Below are 24,317 nucleotides of genomic sequence, written 5' to 3'. Positions count from 1 at the left end.
GTGGGCTGAACGAACCGTACCCTTGCCGCCATGCGACATGGCACGATCCCGGGCGCCCGCGGGCGCGTCCGGCCCCTTTCCCTGCTCGGCGACCCCGTCCTGCGCGAGCCCTGCCGGGACGTCACCACCTTCGGTGCCGAACTGGCGGCACTCGTGGAGGACTTGTTCGCGACCATGTACGCGGCCCAGGGAGTGGGCCTGGCCGCGAACCAGATCGGTGAGTCCCTGCGGGTGTTCGTGTACGACTGCCCGGACGACGAGGATGTCCGGCATCTCGGACATGTGGTGAATCCGCGGCTCGTGGCGACGGACGGCGTCGTGATCCGCGGTCCGGAGGGCTGCCTGTCGCTGCCGGGTCTGGAGGCGGGCACGGAGCGCTACGACCACGCGGTGGTCGAGGGCTTCACGGTGACGGGGGAACCGGTCACCGTGCACGGCACCGGGTTCTTCGCCAGGTGCCTGCAGCACGAGTGCGATCACCTGGAGGGCCGGGTGTACGCCGATCGCCTCACGGGCCTGCGCGCTCGCCGGCTGGCGAGGCGGATCTCCCGTGCGCCGTGGAGCCGGGCGGGCGGACCCGCCTGATCCGTCAGAACCCGGGGCCGCCCACCCGGTCCCCGGCCGCCGCCAGGCGCCCCCACAGGAGGTCCGCGAGGAACCGCACCAACTCTGCGCGCGAGCAGGGCCGTTCGCCGAGCCACCAGTCACCGGCGGCGTGCATCATCCCGACGATCCCGTGCCCCCAGGCCCGGGCCAGCTGCTGACCGCCGGGTCCCAGATCGACGCGCTCCTCGATGACCTGGGCCAGCTCCTCGCCCATCCGCCGGAGCAGCGGGGCCGAGTGCTTGCCGACGTCGAAGCCCTGGTCGGCCCCGCCGCCGCCCTCCGCGGGGTGCATCAGGAACCGGTACACCTGGGGCCTGGCCTCGATCGCCGCGAGGTAGGTGTCCAGCGTGGACTCGACCCGCTCCCGCCGGTCGGCGGGGGCGTCCAGCGCGGCCCGCAGCGAGTCCAGCAACGCGTCCGTGTGCCGCTTGGCGAGCGCCGCGTAGAGCCCGCCCTTGTCGCCGAAGTGCCGGTAGAGGATCGGCTTGGTGATGCCGGCCTCCGCGGCGATCGCGTTCATCGACGCCTGCGGGCCGTCGCGCAGCACCACCCGGTCGGCGGCCTCCAGCAACTCGCGCCGTCGGCGGTCGGCGGACCGCTGCTGATCGGTCCGCTGCGTGGTGTCCATGTGCTCTCCCCACCCGTGCTCATTCGGTGACGCCTGCGCAAACTAACACTGACCGGGCCGCCGGCATCGAACGGGATGCCGTGCCGTCATCGGCGGTTGACTTTTACTACCCGTCGGTAACAGACTCGTGTTACCGCTAGTAACATCGCACCGCCGGCAACTGGAGGGGACATGGCCGAGTTCACCATGGAGCTCAACGACGAGCAGAAGGAGGTCCGGGACTGGCTCCATGGCTTCGCAGCGGACGTGATCCGCCCCGCGGCCGCCGAGTGGGACGAACGCGAGGAGACTCCCTGGCCGGTCATCCAGGAGGCCGCGAAGGTCGGCATCTACTCCCTCGACTTCTACGCGCAGCAGTACTTCGACCCCACCGGCCTCGGCATCCCGATGGCCATGGAGGAGCTGTTCTGGGGCGACGCGGGCATCGCCCTCTCCATTGTGGGCACCGGTCTGGCCGCCGTGGGCGTTCTCGCCAACGGAACCGAGGAACAGATCGGCACCTGGATCCCGCAGATGTACGGCGACCAGAACGACGTCAAGGTCGCCGCCTTCTGCTCCTCCGAGCCGGACGCCGGCTCCGACGTGGCCTCCATGCGCACGCGCGCGGTCTACGACGAGGCCAAGGACGAGTGGGTGATCAACGGCACGAAGACCTGGGCGACCAACGGCGGCATCGCCAACGTCCACGTCGTCGTCGCGGTCGTCGACCCGGACCTGGGCTCCAAGGGGCACGCGTCCTTCATCGTCCCGCCCGGCACGCCGGGTCTCGCCCAGGGCCAGAAGTTCAAGAAGCACGGCATCCGCGCCTCGCACACCGCCGAGGTCGTCCTCGACGACGTCCGCGTTCCCGGCTCCTGCCTGCTCGGCGGCAAGGAGAGGCTGGACGAGCGGCTCGCCCGGGCCCGGGAGAGGGCCAAGGCGTCCGGCGGCGAGCGGGTGAAGAACGCGGCGATGGCCACGTTCGAGGCCTCCCGGCCGGCGGTGGGCGCGATGGCGGTCGGCACCGCCCGGGCCGCCTACGAGGTCGCCCTCGACTACGCCACCACCCGTGAGCAGTTCGGCCGGCCCATCATCGACAACCAGGGCGTCGCCTTCCAGCTCGCGGACATGCGGACGCAGATCGACGCGGCACGGCTGCTGGTCTGGCGGGCCTCGTGGATGGCGGTCAACGGCAAGCGGTTCACCGCGGCCGAGGGGTCGATGTCCAAGCTGTTCGCCAGTGAGACCGCGAAGAAGGTGACCGCGCAGGCGGTCCAGATCCTCGGCGGCAACGGTTACACCCGTGAGTACCCGGTCGAGCGGATGCACCGGGACGCCGCGATCTACACGATCTTCGAGGGCACGAGCGAGATCCAGCGGCTGGTGATCGCGCGGACGCTGTCGGGGATGCCGATCCGGTAGCGCCGCCGGGTCGCCGCGCGGCCCGGTCACGCGATGCCGCCCGTCGGCGGGGACGCCGGCGGGGGGGGGTGCCGCGTGCCCGGGCCGGGCCGTCACCTGTGTCTGAGCGGGGTCAGTTGCCGGATGTCGTACTTCTCCCGCAGGGCCTCGATGGCCTTCTGGTCCGGTGGGCCGCCGTCGCGCAGGATCTCCAGCAGTTCCTCGAAGTAGCGCTCGTGGTCCGGGGGCGGGCTCGCCTGGAAGAACATCCTCGCCGGCGTGTCCGTCGGGTTCGCGAAGGCGTGCGGGCACCCCGGCGGCACGACGACGACCGTGCCCGGGGTGGCCCGGACCACCCGGCTGCCCGAGACGGACTCCCACCTCTGCCAGTTGTCGGGGGTGCGGACGCGGGGTTCGAAGGCGAGCACGTCCAGCTCGCCCTCGAGGACGTAGAACAGTTCCTCGCTGCGCGTGTGCACGTGGGCGCCGACGTCGAAGCCCGGCGGGACCTCCACCTCGAAGGTGGAGGCCATCCGCGAGTGGGTGCCGGTGACCTTGAACGTCACCCGCTGCGCGGGCGTCTCGACCACACGGCCGTGGCCCGGCGGCACGTACAGTCCCTCCGTCTGCGTCATGGGTCGCTCACCAGGTCACCGGCAGGGCCTCGGGACCCCGGATCAGGGCGCCCTTCCTGAAGGGGACCTGATCCGGCGCCACGGCCAGCTTCAGGCCCGGCACGCGGTCCAGCAGGGCGTCCACCAGGAGCTGCGACTCCAGCCGGGCCAGCATGCCCCCCGGGCAGTAGTGCGGGCCGAAGCCGAACGCCACGTGCGGGTTGGGGTCGCGGGCGAAGTCGATGGTCTCCGGGGCCGGGAAGACGTCCGGGTCGCGGTTGGCGGCCAGGTAGGACACGTACACCGGGTCTCCGGCGCGGATGCGGACGCCGCCGATCTCCACGTCCTCCATCGCGATCCGGGACAGGCCCACCGCGTTGCGGTGCGGGATGTAACGCAGCAGCTCGTCGATGGCCCGGGGGCGGATCTCCGGCTCGGCGCGCAGCCGTTCGGCCAGGTCGGGGCGGGTCAGCAGCAGGTAGAACATCTGTCCGCTGTTGTTGGTGACCGCCTCGCCGCCGATCTGGAGCAGGACGGCGAGGCCCACGGCCTCCTCCAGGGTCACCTCGCCCCGGCCCACGGCGGCGCCGAGCAGCGAGGTGACGTCCTCGCCCGTGCTGTTCTCGCGCAGCCCGACGAGGTCGGAGAAGTAGGCGCTCATCTCGCGCTTCGCCCTCTCGCTGACCTCCTTGCCGTGCGCGGAGGACAGGATCACCTGTGTCCAGGTGTGCATCTCGTGCCGGTCGGCGGCCGGGACGCCCATCAGCTCGCAGATCACGGCGATGGGGAAGGGGCTGAGTACGGCCGCGGTGAGGTCGGCGGGCGGACCGCCCCGCAGGAGTTCGCCGACCAGTTCGTCGAGCATGCCGCGCGCCCTGTCGCGGACGCGTTCCACGCCCTTCGCCGTGAACGCGGCGGCGACCGAGCGGCGCAGCCGGGTGTGGTCGGGCGGGTCCAGGAAGCCGACCGCGCCGCGGTCGGGGATGAAGTGCGGGGCGAGCCGGGTGACCGGCTTGTCCATGACCGCCTCACGGCTGAAGCGGGCGTCGTTGGTCACCATGCGCACGTCGTCGTACCGGGTGACCAGCCAGGCCCAGCCCTCGCCGTTGGGCAGCTGGATGCGGGTGACCGGGCCCTCCTCCATCAACTCGGTCAGCACCGGGTCGAAGTCCGTCCCGGACAGGTCGGCCGCCGGCCACCGCCGCACGGGCGGCGGCGTCCCGGTGAGCGTCGTCTCCCCGCTCATCGCGCGTCTCCGTCCGCGCCGACCCAGCGGCCCACCGTCATCTCGGCGGTGATGCCGGGACCGAACCCGGCGAGCAGGCCGCGCGCCCGGTCCTCGGCGCCGCCCTCGTCGAACAGCCTGCGCAGCGCGTCCAGGACGACGGCACTGGCGATGTTGCCGTACTCGGTGAGCGTCGACCGGCTGAACCGGAACGCGTGCGGGTCGACCTGCAGGAACTTGCTCAGGTCGTCGAGTATTCGGGGCCCGCCCGCGTGGATGATGTAGAAGTCCAGGTCCGACGCGTCCCAGCCGTGCGTGCCGGCCAGGTCCTTCAGCGCCGGGGCGAGCGGTTCCATGGTGGTCGGCACCCGCTTGTCCAGCAGGAAGTGGAAGCCGGTCTCCCGGACGTCGTACGCGATCCACTCCTCGGTCTTCGGGATCAGGTACGAGCCGTTGCGCTCCAGCCGGACGCCCGTGCCGCCGCGCCCGCGCACCACGGCGGCGGCGATGCCGTCGCCGAACAGGCCGTTGGACAGCAGCGATCCGACGCCTAGGTCGGTGGGCTGGTAGCACAGCGAGCAGAACTCGCAGGCCACGATGAGCGCGTTGGCGTTCGGGTAGGCCGAGCAGAAGTCGTGGGCCCGGTTGATCGCCGCACCGCCGGCCGCGCAGCCCAGCTGGGCTATCGGGAGCTGGCGGGTGGTGCTCTCGAAGTCCATCTCGTTGATCAGCCACGCCGTGAGCGAGGGCATCATGAAGCCCGTGCACGACACGTAGATGATCACGTCGATGTCGCTGGTGAGCAGCTCGGCGTCGTCGAGCGCACGCTGGATCACCGCCGGGACCCGGGCCTTGGCCTCGGCCTCGTAGAGCTTGTTGCGCTCCTCGAAGCCCGGGTGCTTGAGGGTCTCCTCGATGGGCTGCACGATGTGCCGGGTCTTCACGCCCGTGTTCTCGATCAGCCGCAGGGCGAGTGCCAGTTGAGGGTGGTCCGCGTGGCGGGAGCGCGCCAGCTCCAGCGTCTCCTCCATCGTGATCACGTGCTCCGGGACCGACACCGAGGGTCTGCACAAAGTCGCCATGAACCGTCCCTGCTTTCCGCGAGTGGTTCACCTCTGGGGTGCTCCACCCACGGTCACCCGGGAGGGCGACGATCTCGCGTTGGATTACTCCGAACCGGGGACCCCCGCGTCCGCGGGGCGCGGTGACGAATCCTTACGGCGCCCCGCTGCTGTGGGCGATACAGGCCACGTCGATGCGGTCCGCCAGTTTCGCCAGTTCGATGGTCAGCGCGGCGACCGTGTCCTCGTCCAGCCCCTGCTCCCCGGCCTCGACCAGGTGCAGCCACCGCCCGCCGACGGTCCGCAACAACTTGCTCACGTCGGCCGCGGCCACCTGCAAGGTACCGCGGTCGTCGACGATCAGAGGCAGGGTCACTTCGCGGTTCACAAAAGGGGATGGTAGCCGCGCAGTGGTCACACACCCTGCCAAACCGTGGTGATGTTGCAGAACTCCCGGATTCCGTGCCCGGACAGCTCACGTCCGTACCCCGACCGCTTCACGCCGCCGAACGGGAACGCCGGATGCGAGGCGGTCATCCCGTTGACGAACACGGAGCCGGCCTCGAGGTCCCGCGCGAACCGGTCGATCTCGCTCCGCTCCCGCGTCCAGACGTTGGAACTCAGCCCGAACAGCGAGTCGTTCGCGATCAGGACCGCCTCGTCCAGGTCACCGGCCCGGTACAGGGTGGCGACCGGCCCGAACGCCTCCTCCCGGTGGATGCGCATCTCCCGGGTGATGCCCGCGAGCACGGTCGGCGGGTAGAACCAGCCCGGCCCGTCCGGGCGCTCGCCGCCGCACAGCACCTCGGCCCCGGCGCGCCTGGCGTCGTCGACCAGTTCCTCCAGATCCGCCCGGCCCCGCTCGCTGGCCAGCGGGCCGACGTCCGTGCCCTCGTCCAGGGGGTCGCCGACCCTGAGCGCCCGCATGCCCGCGACGAACTTCTCGGTGAAGGCGTCGTAGACGTCGGAGTGCACGATGAACCGCTTGGCGGCGATGCAGGACTGCCCGGTGTTCTGCGTCCGGGCGGTCACCGCGATCTCGGCCGCCCGGTCCAGGTCGGCGGAGGGCATGACGACGTACGGGTCGCTGCCGCCCAGCTCCAGCACCGTCTTCTTGATCATCTCGCCCGCGGTGGAGGCGACCGCACGCCCGGCCGGCTCGCTGCCGGTCAGGGTCGCGGCCTTGACCCGCTCGTCGCGCAGGACGTCGTCCACGGCCGCCGAGCCGATCAGCAGCGTCTGGAAGCAGCCCTCCGTGAAGCCCGCCCGGTGGAACAGGTCCTCCAGGTACAGAGCCGTCTGGGGGACGTTGGAGGCGTGCTTGAGCAGGCCCACGTTGCCCGCCATCAGCGCGGGGGCGGCGAACCGGACCACCTGCCACAGCGGGAAGTTCCACGGCATGACCGCGAGCACCGGGCCCAGCGGGCGGTAGCGCACCCGGACGTGGGAGGCGCCCGAGTCGCGGACGTCCGACTCGGCGGGCTCCTCGTCGGCGAGCAGCGCCTCGGCGTGTTCGGCGTACCAGCGCATCGCCTTGGCGCACTTCGCGGCCTCCGCGCGGGCCTGCTTGACCGGCTTGCCCATCTCGGTGGTCATCACCCGGGCGATCTCCTGCCCGTCCTCGTCCAGGAGATCGGCGGCCTTGTTCAGCAGGCGGGCGCGCTCGGCGAACGGAGTGGTCCGGTAGGTGCGGAACGTGGCCTCGGCGAGCTGGAGCCGGCGTTCGAGCTCCTCCTCGCCCATGGGCTCGTACGTCTTGAGCGTCTCGCCGTTCGCCGGGTTGACCGTCGCGATGGGCATGGCTGTCCTCCCTTTGAGCGGGCTTGCTTCGACCTTCGCGCGCGGGCGTGCGCACCGCAACGCGTGCGGCCCCGCTCAGCCCGAGTGCTCCGCCAGCCGGTCGAGAAACGCCGCCTGCGCCGTGATGATCACCTCACGGGCCCGGTCCGTACGGAACCACGCCACCCGGTCCAGCTCCGGGAACTCCTGCCGGCGGCCGGACCTCGGCGGCCACTCCATGGTGAAGGTCCCCGGCACGACCGTCGCGGGATCGAGGTCCGCCTCGACGGCCCACGCCGTGACGATCTTGCCGTTGCGCTGCGTGACCTCGCCGAGCGGCAGGGCCCGCCCCGCGGGCGGCGCCACGCCCAGTTCCTCCTGGAACTCCCGCCGGGCCGCCTCCCAGGCGGGCTCGTCCGGCTCGTACTCTCCCTTGGGCACGGTCCACGCACCCGCGTCCTTCTTCGCGAAGAACGGGCCGCCCATGTGGCCGAGCAACACCTCCGTCCCTTCGCCGTCGCGCCGGAACAACAGCAGACCCGCGCTGCGCCTCGTCGCACGTACCGTCATGGCCCGACCTCCGGATGAGCCGCCAGCAGGGCCTCCACCGTGTCGGCCTCCTCGGGGCGCTTGTCCTCGCGGTAGCGGATCACGCGGGCGAAGCGCAGGGTGACGCCGGCCGGGTAGCGCGAGGAGCGCTGCAGGCCGTCGTAGGCGATCTCCACCACCAGTTCGGGGCGGACCCGGACGCCCCAGCCGCTGTCCTCGACGGCCAGCTCCCGCAGTCTCTCCGTCTGCCAGGTGAGCATCGCGTCCGTCATGCCCTTGAAGGTCTTGCCGAGCATCGTGAAGGCGCCGTCGCGGTCGCGGGCGCCGAGGTGGAGGTTGGACAGCTTGCCGGTGCGGCGGCCGTGCCCCCACTCGGCGGCCAGCACGACGAGGTCGAGGGTGTGCACGGGCTTGACCTTGAGCCAGGAGGCGCCGCGCCGGCCCGCGCTGTAGGGCGCGTCCAGCGCCTTCACCACCACGCCCTCGTGGCCGCGGGCCAGGGTGTCGGCGAGGAACCGTTCCGCCTCCGGGATGTCCGCGGCGCCGCTGGCCACGGTCCGCCGGACCCGCATCGGCTCGGGCACCAGGCGGGTCAGCCGCGCGTGCCGTTCGGCGAGGGGCAGGTCGAGCAGGTCCCGGCCGTCGACGGAGAGGACGTCGAAGAAGACGGGGGAGACCGGGACCGCCGCGGCGGCCTTCGCCACGTCCGTGCGGGAGCCGACCCGGCCGGCCGTCTCCTGGAACGACCGGGGACGGCCCCCGGCGTCGAAGGAGATCACCTCGCCGTCCAGGATGAAGCGCTCGCCCGGCAGCCGGCGTGCGGCGGCGCTCACCTCGGGCAGCCGGTCGGTGATGTCGTCCAGGGTGCGGGTGTGGATCCGCACCGTGTCGCCGTCGCGGTGGACCTGCACCCGGATGCCGTCCAGCTTCTCCTCCACCGCGCAGGCGCCGAGCCTGTCCACCGCCTCGGCGACCGAGGAGGCGCTGTGCGCCAGCATCGGCAGCACCGGACGGCCCACGGTGAGCCGGAACCGCTCCAGCGCCCCGGGCCCGTCGGCGAGCAGGGCCTGGGCCACCGTCTGCAGCGACCCGGCGAGCATCACCGCCCGCCGGACGTCCGCCGGGTCCGCGCCGGTCGCCCGGGCCAGCCCCTCCACGGCCACCGCGTCCAGGGCGCCCTGCCGCACCTCACCGGTGAGCAGGCCGAGCAGGAAACGCTGCTCGTCGCCGGTGGCCGCGCCCATCAGCTCGCCGACGATCCGGGTGCGCTCCGCCTGGGAACCGGGTCCGGACACCTTGCCCAGCTCGGTGAGGCGCGCGTCGACCTCCCGGACGGTGAGCGAGGGCCCGGCGGCGGGCGGCACACTGCGCCCGAGCACCTTCCAGCCGACACCGAGGCGCCCCTGCGGCAGCCGCCCGGCCAGATAGGGGATGACGATCGGCACGTCGTCCGCCTCCGCCTCCCGGAACAGCTCCGCGAGCAGCGCGGTCTTGCGGGACCGGGCCGCGGTGGCGGCCACCTCCCGGGACACCTCGGCGAGCCGGGTCAGCAGCATGCAGTCATGGTGCACCAGCACCGCGCCCGGCGCACGGATGCGCACGGCGGGCCGCGACGCCACCCCCGCGTCCGGCGACGGGCCGGAGACTGCTGTGTTGACAAACACCTTTGCCGAAACTGCAATGCCGGCATGAGTACCGACGACGTCCTCGCGGAGGTGGGAGCGCGGCTGCGGCGCATCCGCAGGGAGCGGGAGGTGACCCTGGCGGCCCTGTCCGGGGCCACCGGCATCTCCGTCAGCACCCTCTCCCGGCTGGAGTCCGGCCTGCGCCGGCCCAGCCTGGAACTGCTGCTGCCGATCGCCCAGGCCCACCAGGTGCCGCTGGACGAACTGGTCGGCGCCCCGCCCGTCGGCGATCCCCGGGTGCGGGCCGAGCCCCTGCGGCGGGACGGCCGCACCTTCTTGCCCCTGACCCGCCAGCCCGGCGGCCTGCAGGCCTACAAGGTCCTCGAACCCCGGCGCGAGCGGGAACCGGAGCCGCGCAGCCACGAGGGGTACGAGTGGCTGTACGTGCTGTCGGGGCGGTTGCGGCTCGTCCTCGGGGAGCACGACGTGGTGCTGTCCGCGGGGGAGGCGGCGGAGTTCGACACGCGCGTGCCGCACTGGTTCGGGTCGGCGGGGCCGGGGCCGGTGGAGTTCCTGAGCCTGTTCGGGCCGCAGGGTGAGCGGATGCACGTACGGGCCAGGCCGGCGCGCAGGGCCCGGGAGGGCTGACTTTTCGGTCCTTTTCGGCCTCGTCATCGGCCGAATCCCGCTGTTGTGCCGATCGGCCGACTTCTACTGTTCCGGAAGAGTGCGTGACGGTCCGGGGGAGACGGCGTCGCCGGGTTCCCCGAAGGGTGTTCCCTGACGGGCAAGCGACCGCTTAGTATGTCGCCGGACCCGGTCAGACGAAGCAGTCCCGTGGAGGCCCCGCATGCAGGCATGGCAAGTGCACGAGAACGGCGAGCCGGGCCAGGTGATGCGCCTGGCGGAGGTGGAGCAGCCCACCCCCGGCGAGGGACAGGTGCTCCTGCGCGTGCGGGCCGCCAACGTCAACTTCCCGGACGCCCTGCTGTGCCGGGGCGAGTACCAGGTCCGCCCGCCGCTGCCCTTCACGCCGGGGCTGGAGATCTGCGGCGAGACCGAGGACGGCCGCCGGGTGATCGCCAACCCCGTCCTGCCGTACGGCGGCTTCGCCGAGTACGCCCTCGCCGACGCCCGCGGGCTGCTGCCCGCGCCCGAGTCGCTCGACGACGCGGAGGCCGCCGCACTGCACATCGGCTACCAGACGGGCTGGTTCGGCCTGCACCGCCGGGCCCGCCTGGAGGCGGGGGAGACCCTGCTCGTGCACGCCGCCGCCGGTGGCGTCGGCAGTGCCGCCGTGCAGCTGGGGAAGGCGGCCGGGGCCACCGTCATCGGTGTCGTCGGCGGGGCCGACAAGGCCGCCGTGGCCCGCGAACTGGGCTGCGACGTCGTGGTCGACCGGCGCGGCGAGGACGTCGTCGCCGCCGTGAAGGAGGCCACCGGCGGCCGCGGCGCCGACGTCGTCTACGACTCGGTGGGCGGCCAGGCCTACGCCCAGTCGGCGAAGCTGGTCGCCTTCGAGGGCCGGATCATCGTCGTCGGCTTCGCCAGCGGCACCATCCCCAGCCCGGCGCTCAACCACGCGCTGGTGAAGAACTACTCGATCGTCGGCCTCCACTGGGGCCTGTACAACACCAAGAACCCCGAGCTGATCCGGCACTGCCACGACCGGCTCACCGAACTGGCCGCGCAGGGCGCGATCAGGCCTCTGGTGAGCGAGCGGGTGCCGCTGGACGGCGCCGCCGCGGCCGTGCAGCGCGTCGCCGACGGCGTGACCACCGGCCGGGTGGCCGTCGTCCCGGAGAAGGGAGCCACCGCATGACCGACGCCGACGAAGTACGCACCCGCACACGCGAGCTGCTGGCGGCCCACCCGCCCGCCACGACCGGCCGGCTGGAGTTCCTGCGGGCCCGCTTCGACGCCGGCCTGGCCTGGGTGCACTACCCGGAAGGGCTCGGCGGACTGGGAGCCCCGCGCTCCCTGCAGGGCGTCGTGGACGCCGAACTGGAGGCCGCGGGCGCACCCGGCAACGACCCCCGGCGCATCGGCATCGGCCTCGGCATGGCCGCGCCGACCATCCTGCGCTACGGCACCGAGGAGCAGAAGCGGCGCTACCTGCGGCCCCTGTGGACCGGGGAGGAGGTCTGGTGCCAGCTCTTCAGCGAGCCCGGTGCCGGCTCCGACCTGGCGGCGCTCGGCACCCGGGCGGTCCGGGAGGGCGACTCCTGGGTGGTCGACGGGCAGAAGGTGTGGACCTCCAGCGCCCACGTCGCCCGCTGGGCCATCCTCATCGCCCGCACCGACCCGAACGCGCCCAAGCACGCGGGCATCACCTACTTCGTCTGCGACATGACCGACCCGGGTGTCGAGGTGCGGCCGCTGCGCCAGATCACCGGCGAGGCCGAGTTCAACGAGGTCTTCCTCACCGGCGTCCGCATCCCCGACTCCCGCCGCCTCGGCGAGGTGGGCGACGGCTGGCGGGTCGCCCAGACCACGCTGATGAACGAGCGCGTCTCCATCGGCGGCATGGCGCTGCCCCGCGAGGGCGGCATGATCGGGCCGGTCGCGCGCACCTGGCGGGAACGCCCCGGACTGCGCACGCACGACCTGCACCAGCGCCTGCTGACGCTGTGGGTGGAGTCCGAGGTCTCCCGGCTGACCGCCGAGCGCCTGCGCCAGCAGCTCGCCGCAGGCCAGCCCGGCTACGAGGGCTCCGGCATGAAGCTCGCCTTCGCCCGCCTCAACCAGGAGATCAGCGGCCTGGAGGTGGAACTCGGGGGTGAGGAGGGCCTCCTGTACGACGACTGGACCATGCGCCGCCCCGAGCTGGTCGACTTCACCGGCCGCGACGCCGGCTACCGCTACCTGCGCTCCAAGGGCAACAGCATCGAGGGCGGGACCAGCGAGGTCCTGCTGAACATCGTCGCCGAGCGCGTCCTGGGCCTGCCCGCCGAGCCGCGCACCGACAAGGACGTCGCCTGGAAGGACCTGGCCCGATGAGTACACAGCCGGATCTTCTCTACTCCGAGGAGGAGGAGGCGCTGCGCGCCGCCGTCCGCGACCTGCTCACGGACCACTGCGCCCCGGCCGGCGTGATCACCCGCGCGGAGTCGGACGCCCCCCACGACCTCGCCCTGTGGAAGTCCCTCGCCGAGGCCATGGGTCTCGCCGGCCTCCTGGTGCCCGAGGCGCAGGGCGGTCAGGGCGCGTCCCACCGGGAGGCCGCCGTGGTGCTGGAGGAGCTGGGGCGGGCGGTCGCCCCCGTGCCGTACCTCACCAGCGCCGTCGTGGCCACCGAGGCCCTGCTCGCCTGCGGTGACGAGGAACTGCTGGCGCGGCTGGCCTCCGGGCGCGCCATCGGCGCCCTGGCGGTCGGGCTGCACACGGCCCCGGGCGCCGCCCACGCCACCGCACGGGTCGAGAACGGCGTCCTGCACGGCGAGCTGACGGGGATCGCGGACGCCGCCGCGGCCGACGTCCTGCTCGTCCCGGCCGACGACGGCGGCCTGTACGCCGTGGCCGCCGACGCCGTGACCGTCACCCCGCAGGTCTCCCTCGACCTGACCCGTCCGCTCGCCGCCGTCACCCTCGACGGGGCGCCCGGCCGTCGCGTCGGCGACGCCGGACCCGCCGTGCGCCGGGCCCTGCGCGCCGCCGCCGGACTGCTCGCCTCCGAGCAACTGGGCGTCTCCGACTGGGCGTTGACCGAGACTGTCCGGTACCTCAAGGAGCGCAAGCAGTTCAACCGGCCGGTCGGCGGCTTCCAGGCGCTCAAGCACCGGCTCGCCCAGCTGTGGCTGGAGGTCGTCAGCCTCCGGGCCGCCGCCCGCGCCGCCGCCGACGCGCTCGCCACCGGCGAGGACACCGATGTCTCGGTCGCCGTCGCCCAGGCGTACGCGGCGCCCGTCGCCGTCCACGCCACCGAGGAGGCGGTGCAGCTGCACGGGGGCATCGGCATGACCTGGGAGCACCCGGCCCACCTGTACCTCAAGCGGGCCAAGGCCGACTCGATCGCCTACGGCACGGCAGGGGCGCACCGCTCGGCACTGGCCGCACTGGTCGACCTGCAGGCACCCTGACGGCGCCCGCCGAAGCCCGCCCCCCGGGGCGGGCTTCTCGCGCGCCTGCCCCGGTGAAGTGAACGAGGGGCGGCGATCCGGCCAACTCGGCCCGCGAACGGCCCTCTTGAGCGGTCCGTGCACGCATACTCTCCCCGGTCCCGTCCGGCACCCCAAGGGAGGCAGCGCATGGCCCTCACCACTCGTCGCGGAGCCCTCACCACCCTCGGCGCCGCCTTCACCGGCGCGGCCGTCCTGCCCGCCGCGCGGGCCCGGGCGGCCGGCGGCCATCGCGGTGCGCCTCCGCTGCGGCACGCACACGCCCACAACGACTACGAGCACGCGCACCCGCTGTCCGACGCGCTCGGCCATCGCTTCGGCAGCGTCGAGGCCGACGTCTTCCTCGTCGGCGACCAGCTCCTCATCGGCCACGACGCCTCCCGGCTGGACCCGTCCCGCACCCTGGAATCCCTCTACCTCGATCCGCTCGCCACCCGCGTGAAGGCCAATCACGGCCGTGTGTTCCGGGGTTGGCGGCGTCCCCTGCAGCTGCTCGTCGACATCAAGACCGAGGGCTCCTCGACCTACCTCGAACTCGACCGCCACCTCAGGCGCTACCCGCACCTGTTCACGCGGTACGCGCACGGCCGCGTCCACCCCGGCCCGGTCACCGCCGTCGTCTCCGGCGACCGTGCGGCCCGCGCCCCCATGGCGGCCCAGACCGAACGCCGCGCGTTCTACGACGGCCGGCTCACCGACCTCGGCAGCGCCGCGACCGCCTCCTTCGTCCCGCTGATCAGCGACAACTGGGCACTGAACTTCACGTGGACGGGCGCGGGCCCTTTCCCGGAGGCGGAGCGGCGCAAGCTGCGCGGCATCACCGCCGCCGCCCACGCGCGCGGGCAGCGCATCCGCTTCTGGGCGACCCCCGACACGGCCGGCCCGGATCGGGACGCGCTGTGGGCGCAGCTCCTGGCCGGGGGCGTCGACCAGCTCAACACCGACGACCTCGCCGGCCTGGAGAGCTTCCTCGACGCCCACTCCTCGGCGTGACACCACACGATCGGAGGACACGTCAGCCGCCCTGTCCAACCCTCCGCTACGCCACACTTGCGGCCGAACGCCGCTCACGGGGCGTGGCGGAGGAGGTTTGGATGGCCATTTCCATCTCGGTGGTGCTGCTGCTCCTGATCCTGGCAGTGGTGTTCATCCGCAACGGCGCGCTGAAGATGTCGCACGCCCTGGTCTGCATACTGCTCGGCTTCTACATGGCCAGCACCAGCATGGCGCCCACCATCCACGACGGGCTGTCCGCGACGGCGGAGCTGGTGAGCGGCCTGCGGCCGTGAGACCGGCGGCCGTGAGACCGGCGGCCGCGGTCGGGCGGCCCCGGCCGGGCGGCCGTGCTCAGGCGGCCGAGAAGACGCCGATGCCGTTCGGCACGGGGCGTTCGGCGCCGCCGCTCGGATGGTTGCGCACCGTCACGGCGGTGGCGTCCGCGTCCCGGGCGACCAGCTCCGTCGAGCCTCCGCCGTCGAGGTTGACCGCGTCGGAGGCCCCCAGCTTCCGCATGGTGTCCGCCTCCTCCGCGACGGTCAGGCCGCTGCGGTAGGCCGCGGCCCCGTCCAGCGCCAGGATCAGCAGCTGCCGTCCGCCGCCCCGGAAGCCCACGACCGTGCGCACCGCCGAGGCGGCGTCGTCGAGGCCGGGCAGGCTCCTGCCGTCGCGCAGCACCGGGAAGCCGCCGACCGCGAACGCGTACGGGACCCCCGACGTGGCCGCCACCAGGGTGTGCGTGACGGTCACCGGGTCACCCGGAGACAGCTCGCGCAGCTGCCGTGCGCCCTCCTCACGGCCCAGCAGGACCGTGCTGCCCACGGGGACGGAGCCGCTGCCCGGGGCGTCGGACACGGAGACCACCCGGTCGCCGCTCACCGTGACCTCGCGGGTGTCGGCGGTGCAGGGCGCCGACCGCTGGGTGTCGGTGCCGCAGACGGCACGCGCCCGGGAGGCGCCGCCCCAGCGTTCGGTGAAGGCGCCGACGGAGTCCTGCGGGAGCGCGTACTGGTTGAGGCCCCCGAGGGGCAGCCGGCCCTCCGGCGTGGTGACGGAGCCGGCGAGGGTCAGCCGGTCCAGCCGGGGCCGCCGGTCGGTGCCCACGCCGAAGACGTCCTCGGTGGTCGTCCCCGGCGGCAGCGCGGGCCCGAACCTCTGGCCCGCGGGCACCGCCGCCTTGAGCACCCGCCCGTTCGCGACCGCCGGACCGACGGGCGCGCCGGTGGCCTCCACGCCGGGGTGCTGGGTCTCGGTGATGTTGAAGAAGTCCCCGTTGACCCCGGCGACCGCCCCGGCCGAGTCCGCCAGCCGGGAGACGGTGTCCCGGGCCGCCACCGCGCCCGGGTGCAGCAGATCGACGCGGACGCGCGGGTCGCCCAGGTCGACGGTGAGCAGATGGGCGTGCGCCGTACCGGCGGCGCCCTCGACGTCGAACTGCCGGTAGGTGACGCCCGGCGCGATCCGTCTGCCCGCCGGCGCGGCACCGGCCGGGGCCGCCCCCGCGAGGCCCGCACCGGCCAGCACACCGACCGCCGTGACCACCGTGAGAACCGCTCTGCCCGCTGCCGTACGCCTGCGACGTCTCGCCACCGTGCCCCCTGATGTTCCGTCAACTGTCCCGCACAGCGGGGCCAGTGCACCAGACTCCGGGGGCCGGCGGGCCTACTGGGCGTCGACTACGCGAGAACGGGTGAGGAAACGCACCCCCTCGGGTGCCTCCAGGGAGAAGCCGCTGCCCCGGCCCGGCACGACGTCCACGATCAGCCGCGTGTGGCTCCAGGCCCCGTACTGGCTCCGCGACATCCAGAAGGTGACGGGTTCCTCGACGCCCTCCACCGCCAGCTCGGCCAGCAGCACGTCCGAGTCGCCGGTGCGGAACTCGCCGTCGGGGTAGCACATGGGCGCGCTGCCGTCGCAGCAGCCGCCGGACTGGTGGAACATCAGCGGACCGTGCACGGCCCGCAGCCGGCGTACCAGCTCGGCGGCACGCGGGGTGAGTTCGACGCGGGGCACTGTCTCTTCCATGTGGCCGTCCTGAGAACCGTGGGCACCGGACCCGGTTCAGTCTCACGGACGGTCACCCCTGCGTCCAGAAGGCGTCGTTGCCGACGGGCGCACGGTCCCGGCGGCGGCCCGGCTGGGACGATGGGTCCATGAGTCCTTTCGTTTTCGGCCCGCCCGGACCGCGCTTCGTGGCGGTGGGGGAGTACCCGGTGTGGGACGAGGCGCTGGCGGCGGTCAACCGGGACCTGGCGGTGACCCTGCCCGAGCAGCCCGCGCTGCGCCTCGTCGCGTACCCCGACGAGGACGGGGGCGAGTGGGTCCACGTGGCACTCGCGAACGGCGACGCGCACGGCAATGCGCTGGAACCCGTGTCGTCCGCGGCCGAAGCCCTCCGGGCCGTGGCCGGGGCGGCCCAGGACACGGTCATGGAGCTGCTGTGGCGGGCATGGCCGGTCTGCACGCTGCACGGGCTGGGGATGCACGCCGCCTGGGACGCGGGGCGTGCGTACTGGCGGTGCGCCGGGGGCACCGGCCCGGGCGACCCCGCACACCTGCGCGGGGCCGTCGGCGAGCTGGACACGATCCACCGGCCTCCCCGGCCCGGCCGCAGGCGCCGCGGGGGACGCTGACCTGCCCGGGGTCAGCGCGGGGAGCGGCGGCGCTCGCGGCGTGAGCGGCGGGCCTCGATCAGCAGCGGCAGCAGCGAGAGGACGACGACCACGGCGACCAGCGGCAGCAGATAGTCGTCCACGTCCGGGACGGATGCGCCGAGGGTGTAGCCGGCGAGGACGAGGGTCTGCGACCAGAGCACCCCGCCCACGGTCTGCCACACCGTGAAGGTCCGCGTGGGCACCTCGAGCACGCCGGCCACCGGGTGCAGGACGGTCCGCAGCAGTGGTACGAACCGCCCGATGACCAGGGCCTTGCGGTAGCCGTAGCGGGCCAGCAGCGCCTCCGCTCGTGCGACCGCCTTCCCGGGCCGCCGTCCGGAGGCGCGGGCCAGCAGGGGCCGCCCGCCGTGCCGCCCGAGCAGGAAGCCCACCTGGCCTCCGGCCACGGCGCCGACGGCGGCGCACAGCAGCACCTGCCACAACGCGAGGCGGGCCGGGGCCTGAGCGGTTCCGGCGCACAGGACGCCGGCCGGGAACAGCAGTGTGTCGCCGGGCAGGAAGAACCCGACGACCAGCAGCCCGGACTCGGCGAAGGTCACCACGAGCACTCCGAGGGCGCCGAAGGCGGCCAGCACCGAGGCGCTGTCCATCGGGTTGACGGCGATCACCGCCATCGCCTCCTGGCCGTCCTCGTCGGGGTCGTTCCCTCCAGCATCCCGTGCTCGCGTCGCATTTTGGACAATCCCGACATAACGTCCTTCGCTTGATATAAAGATCACGTCAAGGCGCGGTTCCGCCCTGGGCGGGTTGAGCGGACGCGCCGGTGGTCCGAGTTCGGAGCTTCGAAGGAGAAGCATGCGGCCGTCCCACATCGCGGCACCCCGGCAGGCGCCGGTCTCCCTGCCGCCCGTGCCCGTTCGTCCGAGGGCCGGCGCGGCCCGCTGGTACGGACCCGTGTCCGTCTGCGTGGACGCGGCCGGCGCGGCGCTGCCCGTCGCGGCGGCGATCGTGGAGGTCCAGGAGCCGCACCCGCTGCGCCTGGCCGCCGTCGCGGCCGTGCTGTGGCCGTTGACCAGAGTGGCCGGCCGGCGGTACACGCCCTCGGCGTGGGGCGACGGGGGCGGCCTGCGGGCCGTACTGGGGGACTGGCTGCTGCTGGTCGGCGCACTGGCGACGCTGCGCGTGCTGTGCGGCCTGAGCAGCGTGCCGGCCGAGGCCTTCACCGCCCTGATCCCCGCGCTGGCCCTCACCGCCGTGTGCCACAAGGTGATCCACCGTCACCTGCTGGCCGCCCGCCGCGACGGCCGGGCGCTGCGCCCCGCCGTGGTGGTAGGCGCGGCCGCGACGGTCGACGCGGTGGTCGGGCAGCTCGCCCAGCGCACGGATCACGAGCACGTGATCGTCGGATCCTGCCCGGTCGGGGACGACGAGGTGCTCTCCGGCGTACCCGTGTACCGGCGGCTGTCCCGCGAGGTGCCCGCGGACCCCGGACAGGACGCGGCGGCGGTGCTCGGCGCGGTCGACGAGCTCTCGGCCGAACTGGTCTTCGTGGTGCCGGGCCCGCAGATGTCCGGTGAGCGGCTGCGGTGGCTCTCCTGGGCACTGCACGACCGGGGGCACCAGCTCGTCGTGGTGCCCGGCGTCGTCGACGTCGCACGGCGCCGGGTCCGGCTCACCTCGGCGGCCGGGCTCACCATGCTGCACGTCGTGCCACCGCTGCGCCGGGGCGTGCCGGTCCTGGCGAAGGCCGTGCTGGACCGCGTGGGCGCACTGCTGCTGCTCGCCCTGCTCGCGCCGCTGTTCCTCGTGCTGACGCTGGCCGTCCGGCTCGGCTCGCCGGGCCCGGCCTTCTACCGGCAGATCCGGGTGGGCCGGCACAACACGCGGTTCCCCATGTGGAAGTTCCGCACGATGGTGGTCGGCGCGGACCGGCTGAAGGCCGGGCTGGAGGCGGCGAACGAGAACGACGGCCACATGTTCAAGATGCGCAGTGACCCCCGCGTCACCCCGCTGGGACGTGTCCTGCGCCGCTACTCGCTGGACGAGCTGCCCCAGTTGTTCAACGTCCTGCTCGGCCACATGTCCCTGGTCGGCCCGCGTCCTCCGGTGCCCGAGGAGGTCGCCGAGTACAACGAGGTCGAGATGCGCCGCCTCCACGTGAAGCCGGGCCTGACCGGGCTGTGGCAGGTCAGCGGACGCTCGGACCTCTCCTGGCACGAGACGGTCGCGCTCGACCTGCGCTACGTCGACAACTGGACCCTGGCCGGGGACCTGCACGTGGTGGCCCGTACCGCGCGGGCGGTGCTGGACGGACAGGGCGCCTACTGACCGGGCGTCCCGGACGCGGACGGCACCGTTCGCCCTGGGCCATGTCGTCGAACTCCCGCATGCCCCGCGACGCCATGCACGCACTCTCGCCGTACCGGGCCCAGGTGCGAGTACATCCCGTACGAGGGCCAGGACCCGGCACGCCTGGAGCACGCACGTGACGCCGCGAGGCCCGCCCACCGGGCGGACGCCGGGAGGGCGGCGACAGGGCCTAGCGGCCGGGGACACCGATGCGCCATCCGGGCAAGCCTGCCGCCAACACGACCGAATCACGGGGCATGCGGCCGCCGCGGCATGAAGGATCGCGCGGGTGACCGCCTCGGCCCTCGGCCCCGGCCCTCGGCCCCGGCTCTCGGAAAGGGACACCTTCATGGCGCAGACCGCAGCCGCCCCCCAGCCCGGCGAATCCGTGCGGGGCATGACACACCGGCCCGTCGTGGCGCGCTCGCTGCGCGGCTTCACCGGCGCCGGATACGACAAGGGACGGCCCCTGCTCGTCCAGGCCGCCTGGTTCGCCGCCCTCCATCTGCTCTTCGTCAAGTGGTGGTTCCCGGCCCGCTGGCGGCCCGCGCTGCTGCGCGCCTTCGGCGCACGCGTCGGACAGCGGGTGCTGATCCGGCACGGGGTGCGGGTGCACTGGCCGTGGAAGCTGGAGATCGGCGACGACGTGTGGATCGGCGAGGGCGCCTGGATCCTCAACCTCGAACCCGTCACGATCGGCAGCGACTGCTGCGTCTCGCAGAGCGCGCTGCTGTGCACGGGCAGCCACCGCCGCGGCTCCGTCACGTTCGAGTTCGACAACGGCCCCATCCGGCTGGAGCCGGGCAGCTGGGTCGCGGCCCGTGCCGTCGTCCTGCGGGGCGTCACCGTCGGCAGCGGCGGTGTGGTGGGAGCGGGCGCCGTCGCCCACCGGGACCTGGCGCCCGGCGCGATCCTGACGACGAAGGGGGTCGCGGCGTGAGACTGCTCCACGTGGTCACGCTCGTCAGCGACGACGGCGCCTACGGCGGGCCGACGAGCGTGGCGGTCGCCCAGCTGGAGGAGCTCGCCGCGCGCCGTCACGACGTCACGCTGACGGCGTTGTGGCGTGGCGTGAGCCGGGCGCCCGACCGGCTCGGCCCGATCCGGCTGCGCTCCCGCCCGGCCCGCGCGCTGCTGCCGTCGCGGGGCTTCACCGGCGTGCTGCATCCCCTCCTCCTGCGCGACCTGTGGGGGGCCGTGGGCGACGCCGACGTCGTGCACGTGCACGCGGGACGCGATCTGGTCTCGCTCGCCGCTCTCGCCGTCGCCGCCGCGCGCCGCGTTCCGTACGTGGCGCAGACCCACGGCATGGTCGAGCCGCGCACCGCGCTCCCCGTCCGGCTGTTCGACCTGCTGTACCTGCCGCTGCTGCGCCGCAGCCGCGCCTGCCTGGTCCTCACCGAGCACGAGCGCCGGCTGGTGGCGCGGGTGCTGGGACCCGACGGCCCGCCGCTGCGGGTCCTGCCCAACGGCATCCGGCCGGGCGCGCCCGAACCGGAGCCGCGGCGGCCGCGCGAGCCCCGGGTGCTGTTCCTGGCCCGGCTGCATCCGCGCAAACGTCCTGAGGCGTTCGTGCGGATGGCCTCGCTGGTGCACGAGACGGTGCCGGAGGCCCGCTTCACGCTGTACGGCCCGGACGACGGATCACTGCCCGCCGTGCGGCGCCTGATCGCCGACGGACTGACGGACGTGGTCCACTACGGCGGGGCCCTCGACCCCGCCGACGCGCGCGAGGCCTACCGGACGGCCGCCGTCCATGTGCTGGCGAGCGAGAACGAGCCCTTCGGCATGACCGTCATCGAGGCCCTCGCCGCCGGCACGCCCGTCGTCTGCACCGACACCTGCGGCATCGCCGGCGAACTGGCGCGCCGCGGCGCGGCCCTCGTCACCGACGGCAGCCCCGAGGCCATGGCGGACGCGGTCCGCCGGCTGCTGGGCGACCCCGTCCTGTGCGCCCGGATGGCGCGCGCCGGCCGGCGGGCGGTGGAGGACGTCTTCTCCATCGACGCGGTGGCGGACCGGCTGGAGGAGATCTACCGGGACAGCGCCCGCAACCGGCCCGCCGTCCTGGGCGACCCTCGTGACGAGGTACGCCCCGCCGGCGGCCGCCCCCGACAGGAGCCGTCCGCCGCGGAGCCCACGGCCTGACCGCCGCCCCGGGCCGCCGGGCAGACGGCCGTGGCCCGGGACGGCGCAGGCGCCGCCGAGGACCGGCGCCTGCGGTGGGGTGGTCCGCGGGCCCGGCGCGTCCGGGCAGCGGACACCGCCGGTGGGACCGCACGTCACGGGGCCGGTGGCCCGATCGCCGGTCCCGGGGACGCGTTGCGGGGCCGGTCGTGGCGTGGCCCGGCGCCGGGCCGGGGACGGCCGGACGGCCGTGGCCGGCGGTGCGGCCGGCCACGGCCGTCGTGCTTCAGTCGCTGCTTCAGTCGCTGCTTCGGCCGGCGGCGCCGGTCACCCTCCGCAGGATGTCCTCGAACCGGGAAGCGCATCCCTCCAGGGCGAACTCCCGCTCGGCCAGTGCACGGCTCTCCTTGCCCAGCCGCTCGGCGTGGCCCGGGTCGGACAGCACCTCCCGGACCCAGGCGGCCGCGCCGTCCAGTGCGGACTCCTCCGGTGGGAAGACCGCCGACCCCGCCCGGTGGAGCAGCCGGGCGGCGAGATTCTCCGCGGGCATCAGACCGAGCACCGGTCGCCCGGCGCACAGGTACGACAGCGTCTTGGACGGCACCGAGAACTGCCCCGCGTCCGGGCCCAGCAGGACGACGAGGACGTCGCCCGTGCCCAGCACCTCGGGCAGCCGTTCATACGGCTGGAAGGGCAGCAGCACCAGATCGACGCCCCGGGCCGCTGCGGCCTCCCGCAGGACCGGGACGGCGGGGCCGTCGTTGACGACGACGAGACGCACCCGCACACCCCGTTCACGCAGTCGCTCGGCCAGGCTCACCAGCAGGACGGGATTGTGCTTCAGGCCCAGGGTGCCGGAGTACAGCACCGTCCGCACATCGTCCAGACCGTGCTGCGCCGACCAGGCGTTGGCCCGCGGCAGGGGCACGATCTCGTCCAGCGGCGCCCAGTTGGGGATGACGGTCACCTTGCCGGCGGTGCCCCACTGCTCGTGGACCCGCACGAAGGAGTCGGCGATCACGACGACGGCGGCGGCCCGCCGCGCCGACCACTTCTCGCCCGCCTCGAAGACCTTGGCGGCGACACCCATCGACTTCGCGACGTCGGCGGCGGCGAAGCTCTTCAGCGCCACCGCGGTCACGTCCTGGTGCCACAGCACCCACGGGACCCGCAGCCGGCCGAGGACGGCCGCCGCCACGACGAGCACCGGGATGGGCAGGTTGGACAGCAGCGCCACGTCGGGCTTCTCGCGCCGTACCTGCCGGGCGAGTTGGAGGCCCAGCCGGGTCTCCTGGCCGAGCCGCCGGAAGTAGGCCTCCTTGCGGAGGCTGACGCCGTCCCCGATGGTGACGAAGCGCAGGCCCGGGGTGCCTCCGGCGAGGTTGCCCTTGCCGGAGACGTACGCCGTGCACGTCGAGTGGACGACGTCGTGGCCGCGGCGTGCCAGCTCCCGGCTCAGCTGGGCCTGGAACGGGTGGCCGCTGTAGTCGTGGACGAGGATCCTCATCGGCTCTCCATGTCCTCGCGACGGTCCGGCCGTCACTGCTGGGAGCGCTTGACCTGGTCGTAGACCCAGGCGTAGGTCTTCTCGAGGCCGTCGAACAGGGAGACGGACGGCTCCCAGCCGTGGATCTCGCGGATCATCGTGTTGTCGGAGTTGCGCCCGCGCACGCCCTGCGGAGCGTCCAGCCGGTGGCTGCGCTCGCAGCGCACGCCCGCGATCTCCTCGACGATGCCGACGAGCTGGTTGATGGTCACCAGCTCCGAGGAACCGAGGTTGACCGGTACGCCGCTGTCCCCCCGCATGATCATCTGCGTGCCGTGCAGGCAGTCGTCGATGTACATGAAGGAACGGGTCTGCAGGCCGTCCCCCCAGATCTCGATCCGGTGGTCACCGGAGATGACCGCTTCGGCCACCTTCCGGCACACCGCCGCGGGCGCCTTCTCCCGGCCGCCGGCCCAGGTGCCGTGCGGGCCGTACACGTTGTGGTAGCGGGCGACGCGCGTGGTGAACCCGTAGTCCTCCGTGTAGTGGCGGCACATGCGCTCGGAGAACAGCTTCTCCCAGCCGTAGCCGTCCTCCGGCTGCGCCGGATAGGCGTCCTCCTCCCGCAGCGCCGTGACGTCCGGGTCCGTCTGCTTGCCGGCGGCGTAGACGCAGGCGGAGGAGGAGTAGAAGTAGCGCTCCACACCGGCCTCGTGCGCGGCCTGCAGCATGTGCGTGCTGGTGAGCACCGACATCATGCAGGCGGCCTTGTTGTTCTCGATGAAGCCCATGCCGCCCATGTCGGCTGCCAGCATGTACACCTGTCCCGCCTCCCGCACGGCGGCCCGCGCGTTCTCCAGGAGCGACAGGTCGGCGATCACGTTCTGGGCGGCGCCGTGCACCTGGTACCACTCGTGCCGGGGCTTGATGTCCACGCAGCGGACGCTGAGCCCCTGGGCCAGGAGGTCTCCCACGAGATGGCCCCCGATGAATCCCCCGCCACCGGCAACGACGACGTCGACCTGCTTGCTCATGGGCAACTCCCTGTCCGGAGATCTGATGGGTGGTCGGTCAGTGCCCAAGGAATACATATTTGTCACGATTTGGAACCAAAGGCACGCCGCGCGGCCGCCCGCGTCCACCCGATGGCTGTGGAGCG

General features: G+C 73.4%; 25 protein-coding genes. 12 read left to right on the top strand and 13 right to left on the bottom strand.

What is annotated here, in order from left to right; translation table 11 throughout:
- Positions 1–30 precede the first annotated feature (30 nt).
- Positions 31–585 (top strand): peptide deformylase, encoded by a 555-nt coding sequence (gene def, locus IE177_RS10565; RefSeq protein ID WP_190014938.1) that lies wholly within the window; start codon positions 31–33, stop codon positions 583–585.
- 4 nt (positions 586–589) lie between these two features.
- Here the strand turns inward: def and IE177_RS10560 are convergent, their stop codons facing one another.
- Positions 590–1,234: a TetR/AcrR family transcriptional regulator gene (locus IE177_RS10560; protein WP_190014937.1), complete on the bottom strand. Its 645-nt coding sequence runs from the start codon at positions 1,232–1,234 to the stop codon at positions 590–592.
- A gap of 171 nt (positions 1,235–1,405) precedes the next feature.
- Here IE177_RS10560 and IE177_RS10555 point away from each other — a divergent pair, with 171 nt between their 5' ends.
- Entirely contained in the window at positions 1,406–2,635 is a 1,230-nt protein-coding gene (locus IE177_RS10555) for an acyl-CoA dehydrogenase family protein (RefSeq protein WP_190014936.1), read from the top strand.
- 92 nt (positions 2,636–2,727) lie between these two features.
- Here the strand turns inward: IE177_RS10555 and IE177_RS10550 are convergent, their stop codons facing one another.
- The 7 genes from IE177_RS10550 to IE177_RS10520 form a co-directional block, all read right to left on the bottom strand.
- The gene (locus tag IE177_RS10550) at positions 2,728–3,249 is read right to left on the bottom strand and encodes a cupin domain-containing protein (RefSeq protein ID WP_190014935.1); all 522 of its coding nucleotides are present in this window, start codon (positions 3,247–3,249) and stop codon (positions 2,728–2,730) included.
- A gap of 7 nt (positions 3,250–3,256) precedes the next feature.
- The gene (locus tag IE177_RS10545; protein WP_190014934.1) at positions 3,257–4,474 is read right to left on the bottom strand and encodes a cytochrome P450; all 1,218 of its coding nucleotides are present in this window, start codon (positions 4,472–4,474) and stop codon (positions 3,257–3,259) included.
- On the bottom strand, positions 4,471–5,535 hold the full coding sequence (locus IE177_RS10540) for a type III polyketide synthase (protein WP_190014933.1): 1,065 nt from the start codon (positions 5,533–5,535) through the stop codon (positions 4,471–4,473). Before IE177_RS10540 ends, IE177_RS10545 begins: the two co-directional genes overlap by 4 nt.
- Before the next feature lie 133 nt (positions 5,536–5,668).
- Positions 5,669–5,902, bottom strand: a complete 234-nt coding sequence (locus tag IE177_RS10535) for a DUF6213 family protein (RefSeq protein WP_073894992.1) — start codon at positions 5,900–5,902, stop codon at positions 5,669–5,671.
- A 26-nt stretch (positions 5,903–5,928) separates the two neighbouring features.
- Entirely contained in the window at positions 5,929–7,314 is a 1,386-nt protein-coding gene (locus IE177_RS10530; RefSeq protein WP_190014932.1) for an NADP-dependent succinic semialdehyde dehydrogenase, read from the bottom strand.
- Between the two features lie 75 nt (positions 7,315–7,389).
- A complete protein-coding gene (locus IE177_RS10525; RefSeq protein WP_190014931.1) occupies positions 7,390–7,863 on the bottom strand; it encodes an NUDIX hydrolase in 474 nt (157 codons plus the stop codon).
- A complete protein-coding gene (locus IE177_RS10520) occupies positions 7,860–9,398 on the bottom strand; it encodes an ATP-dependent DNA ligase (protein ID WP_190014930.1) in 1,539 nt (512 codons plus the stop codon). Before IE177_RS10520 ends, IE177_RS10525 begins: the two co-directional genes overlap by 4 nt.
- A 132-nt stretch (positions 9,399–9,530) precedes the next feature.
- Here IE177_RS10520 and IE177_RS10515 point away from each other — a divergent pair, with 132 nt between their 5' ends.
- The 6 genes from IE177_RS10515 (at position 9,531) to IE177_RS10490 (ending at position 14,874) form a co-directional block, all read left to right on the top strand.
- On the top strand, positions 9,531–10,115 hold the full coding sequence (locus tag IE177_RS10515; RefSeq protein WP_190014929.1) for a helix-turn-helix domain-containing protein: 585 nt from the start codon (positions 9,531–9,533) through the stop codon (positions 10,113–10,115).
- A 202-nt stretch (positions 10,116–10,317) separates the two neighbouring features.
- Positions 10,318–11,289 (top strand): NADPH:quinone oxidoreductase family protein, encoded by a 972-nt coding sequence (locus IE177_RS10510; RefSeq protein WP_190014928.1) that lies wholly within the window; start codon positions 10,318–10,320, stop codon positions 11,287–11,289.
- Positions 11,286–12,467: an acyl-CoA dehydrogenase family protein gene (locus tag IE177_RS10505; RefSeq protein ID WP_190014927.1), complete on the top strand. Its 1,182-nt coding sequence runs from the start codon at positions 11,286–11,288 to the stop codon at positions 12,465–12,467. The genes IE177_RS10510 and IE177_RS10505 overlap by 4 nt, the downstream gene beginning before the upstream one ends.
- On the top strand, positions 12,464–13,546 hold the full coding sequence (locus tag IE177_RS10500) for an acyl-CoA dehydrogenase family protein (RefSeq protein WP_190014926.1): 1,083 nt from the start codon (positions 12,464–12,466) through the stop codon (positions 13,544–13,546). The genes IE177_RS10505 and IE177_RS10500 overlap by 4 nt, the downstream gene beginning before the upstream one ends.
- Positions 13,547–13,714: 168 nt before the next feature.
- A complete protein-coding gene (locus IE177_RS10495; protein WP_190014925.1) occupies positions 13,715–14,578 on the top strand; it encodes a phosphatidylinositol-specific phospholipase C/glycerophosphodiester phosphodiesterase family protein in 864 nt (287 codons plus the stop codon).
- A gap of 101 nt (positions 14,579–14,679) precedes the next feature.
- Entirely contained in the window at positions 14,680–14,874 is a 195-nt protein-coding gene (locus IE177_RS10490) for a hypothetical protein (protein WP_190014924.1), read from the top strand.
- A 58-nt stretch (positions 14,875–14,932) separates the two neighbouring features.
- Here IE177_RS10490 and IE177_RS10485 read toward each other — a convergent pair whose 3' ends face one another.
- Both IE177_RS10485 and IE177_RS10480 read right to left on the bottom strand, forming a co-directional pair.
- Positions 14,933–16,171 carry a phosphodiester glycosidase family protein gene (locus IE177_RS10485; protein ID WP_190014923.1) on the bottom strand — a complete coding sequence of 413 codons (1,239 nt, stop codon included), beginning with the start codon at positions 16,169–16,171 and terminating at the stop codon, positions 14,933–14,935.
- Positions 16,172–16,243: 72 nt separating this feature from the next.
- A complete protein-coding gene (locus IE177_RS10480) occupies positions 16,244–16,606 on the bottom strand; it encodes a DUF779 domain-containing protein (RefSeq protein WP_190014922.1) in 363 nt (120 codons plus the stop codon).
- Between the two features lie 128 nt (positions 16,607–16,734).
- Here IE177_RS10480 and IE177_RS10475 point away from each other — a divergent pair, with 128 nt between their 5' ends.
- Positions 16,735–17,214 carry a hypothetical protein gene (locus IE177_RS10475; protein WP_190014921.1) on the top strand — a complete coding sequence of 160 codons (480 nt, stop codon included), beginning with the start codon at positions 16,735–16,737 and terminating at the stop codon, positions 17,212–17,214.
- Positions 17,215–17,225: 11 nt separating this feature from the next.
- On the opposite strand, the gene IE177_RS10470 is transcribed toward IE177_RS10475, so the two are convergent.
- Complete coding sequence (locus IE177_RS10470; RefSeq protein ID WP_190015118.1) at positions 17,226–17,864, bottom strand: DedA family protein; 639 nt, start codon at positions 17,862–17,864, stop codon at positions 17,226–17,228.
- A 187-nt stretch (positions 17,865–18,051) separates the two neighbouring features.
- Here IE177_RS10470 and IE177_RS10465 point away from each other — a divergent pair, with 187 nt between their 5' ends.
- The 3 genes from IE177_RS10465 to IE177_RS10455 all read left to right on the top strand — a co-directional run bounded on the left by IE177_RS10465 (position 18,052) and on the right by IE177_RS10455 (position 21,693).
- A complete protein-coding gene (locus tag IE177_RS10465; protein WP_229815984.1) occupies positions 18,052–19,524 on the top strand; it encodes an exopolysaccharide biosynthesis polyprenyl glycosylphosphotransferase in 1,473 nt (490 codons plus the stop codon).
- Positions 19,525–19,894: 370 nt separating this feature from the next.
- The gene (locus IE177_RS10460) at positions 19,895–20,485 is read left to right on the top strand and encodes an LbetaH domain-containing protein (protein WP_373305059.1); all 591 of its coding nucleotides are present in this window, start codon (positions 19,895–19,897) and stop codon (positions 20,483–20,485) included.
- Positions 20,482–21,693, top strand: coding sequence for a glycosyltransferase (locus tag IE177_RS10455; RefSeq protein ID WP_190014920.1), 1,212 nt, complete (start codon positions 20,482–20,484; stop codon positions 21,691–21,693). Before IE177_RS10460 ends, IE177_RS10455 begins: the two co-directional genes overlap by 4 nt.
- Before the next feature lie 277 nt (positions 21,694–21,970).
- Here IE177_RS10455 and IE177_RS10450 read toward each other — a convergent pair whose 3' ends face one another.
- Positions 21,971–23,179 carry a glycosyltransferase family 4 protein gene (locus IE177_RS10450; RefSeq protein WP_190014919.1) on the bottom strand — a complete coding sequence of 403 codons (1,209 nt, stop codon included), beginning with the start codon at positions 23,177–23,179 and terminating at the stop codon, positions 21,971–21,973.
- A 32-nt stretch (positions 23,180–23,211) separates the two neighbouring features.
- On the bottom strand, positions 23,212–24,192 hold the full coding sequence (locus IE177_RS10445) for an NAD-dependent epimerase/dehydratase family protein (protein WP_190014918.1): 981 nt from the start codon (positions 24,190–24,192) through the stop codon (positions 23,212–23,214).
- Between the last annotated feature and the right edge of the window lie 125 nt (positions 24,193–24,317).

The organism is Streptomyces lucensis JCM 4490 (genome assembly GCF_014650035.1).
In the GTDB taxonomy this organism is placed as follows: Bacteria; Actinomycetota; Actinomycetes; order Streptomycetales; family Streptomycetaceae; genus Streptomyces; species Streptomyces lucensis.
The sequence above is the reverse complement of the archived record's forward strand: the minus strand, read 5'-3'. Positions and strand labels throughout refer to the sequence as shown.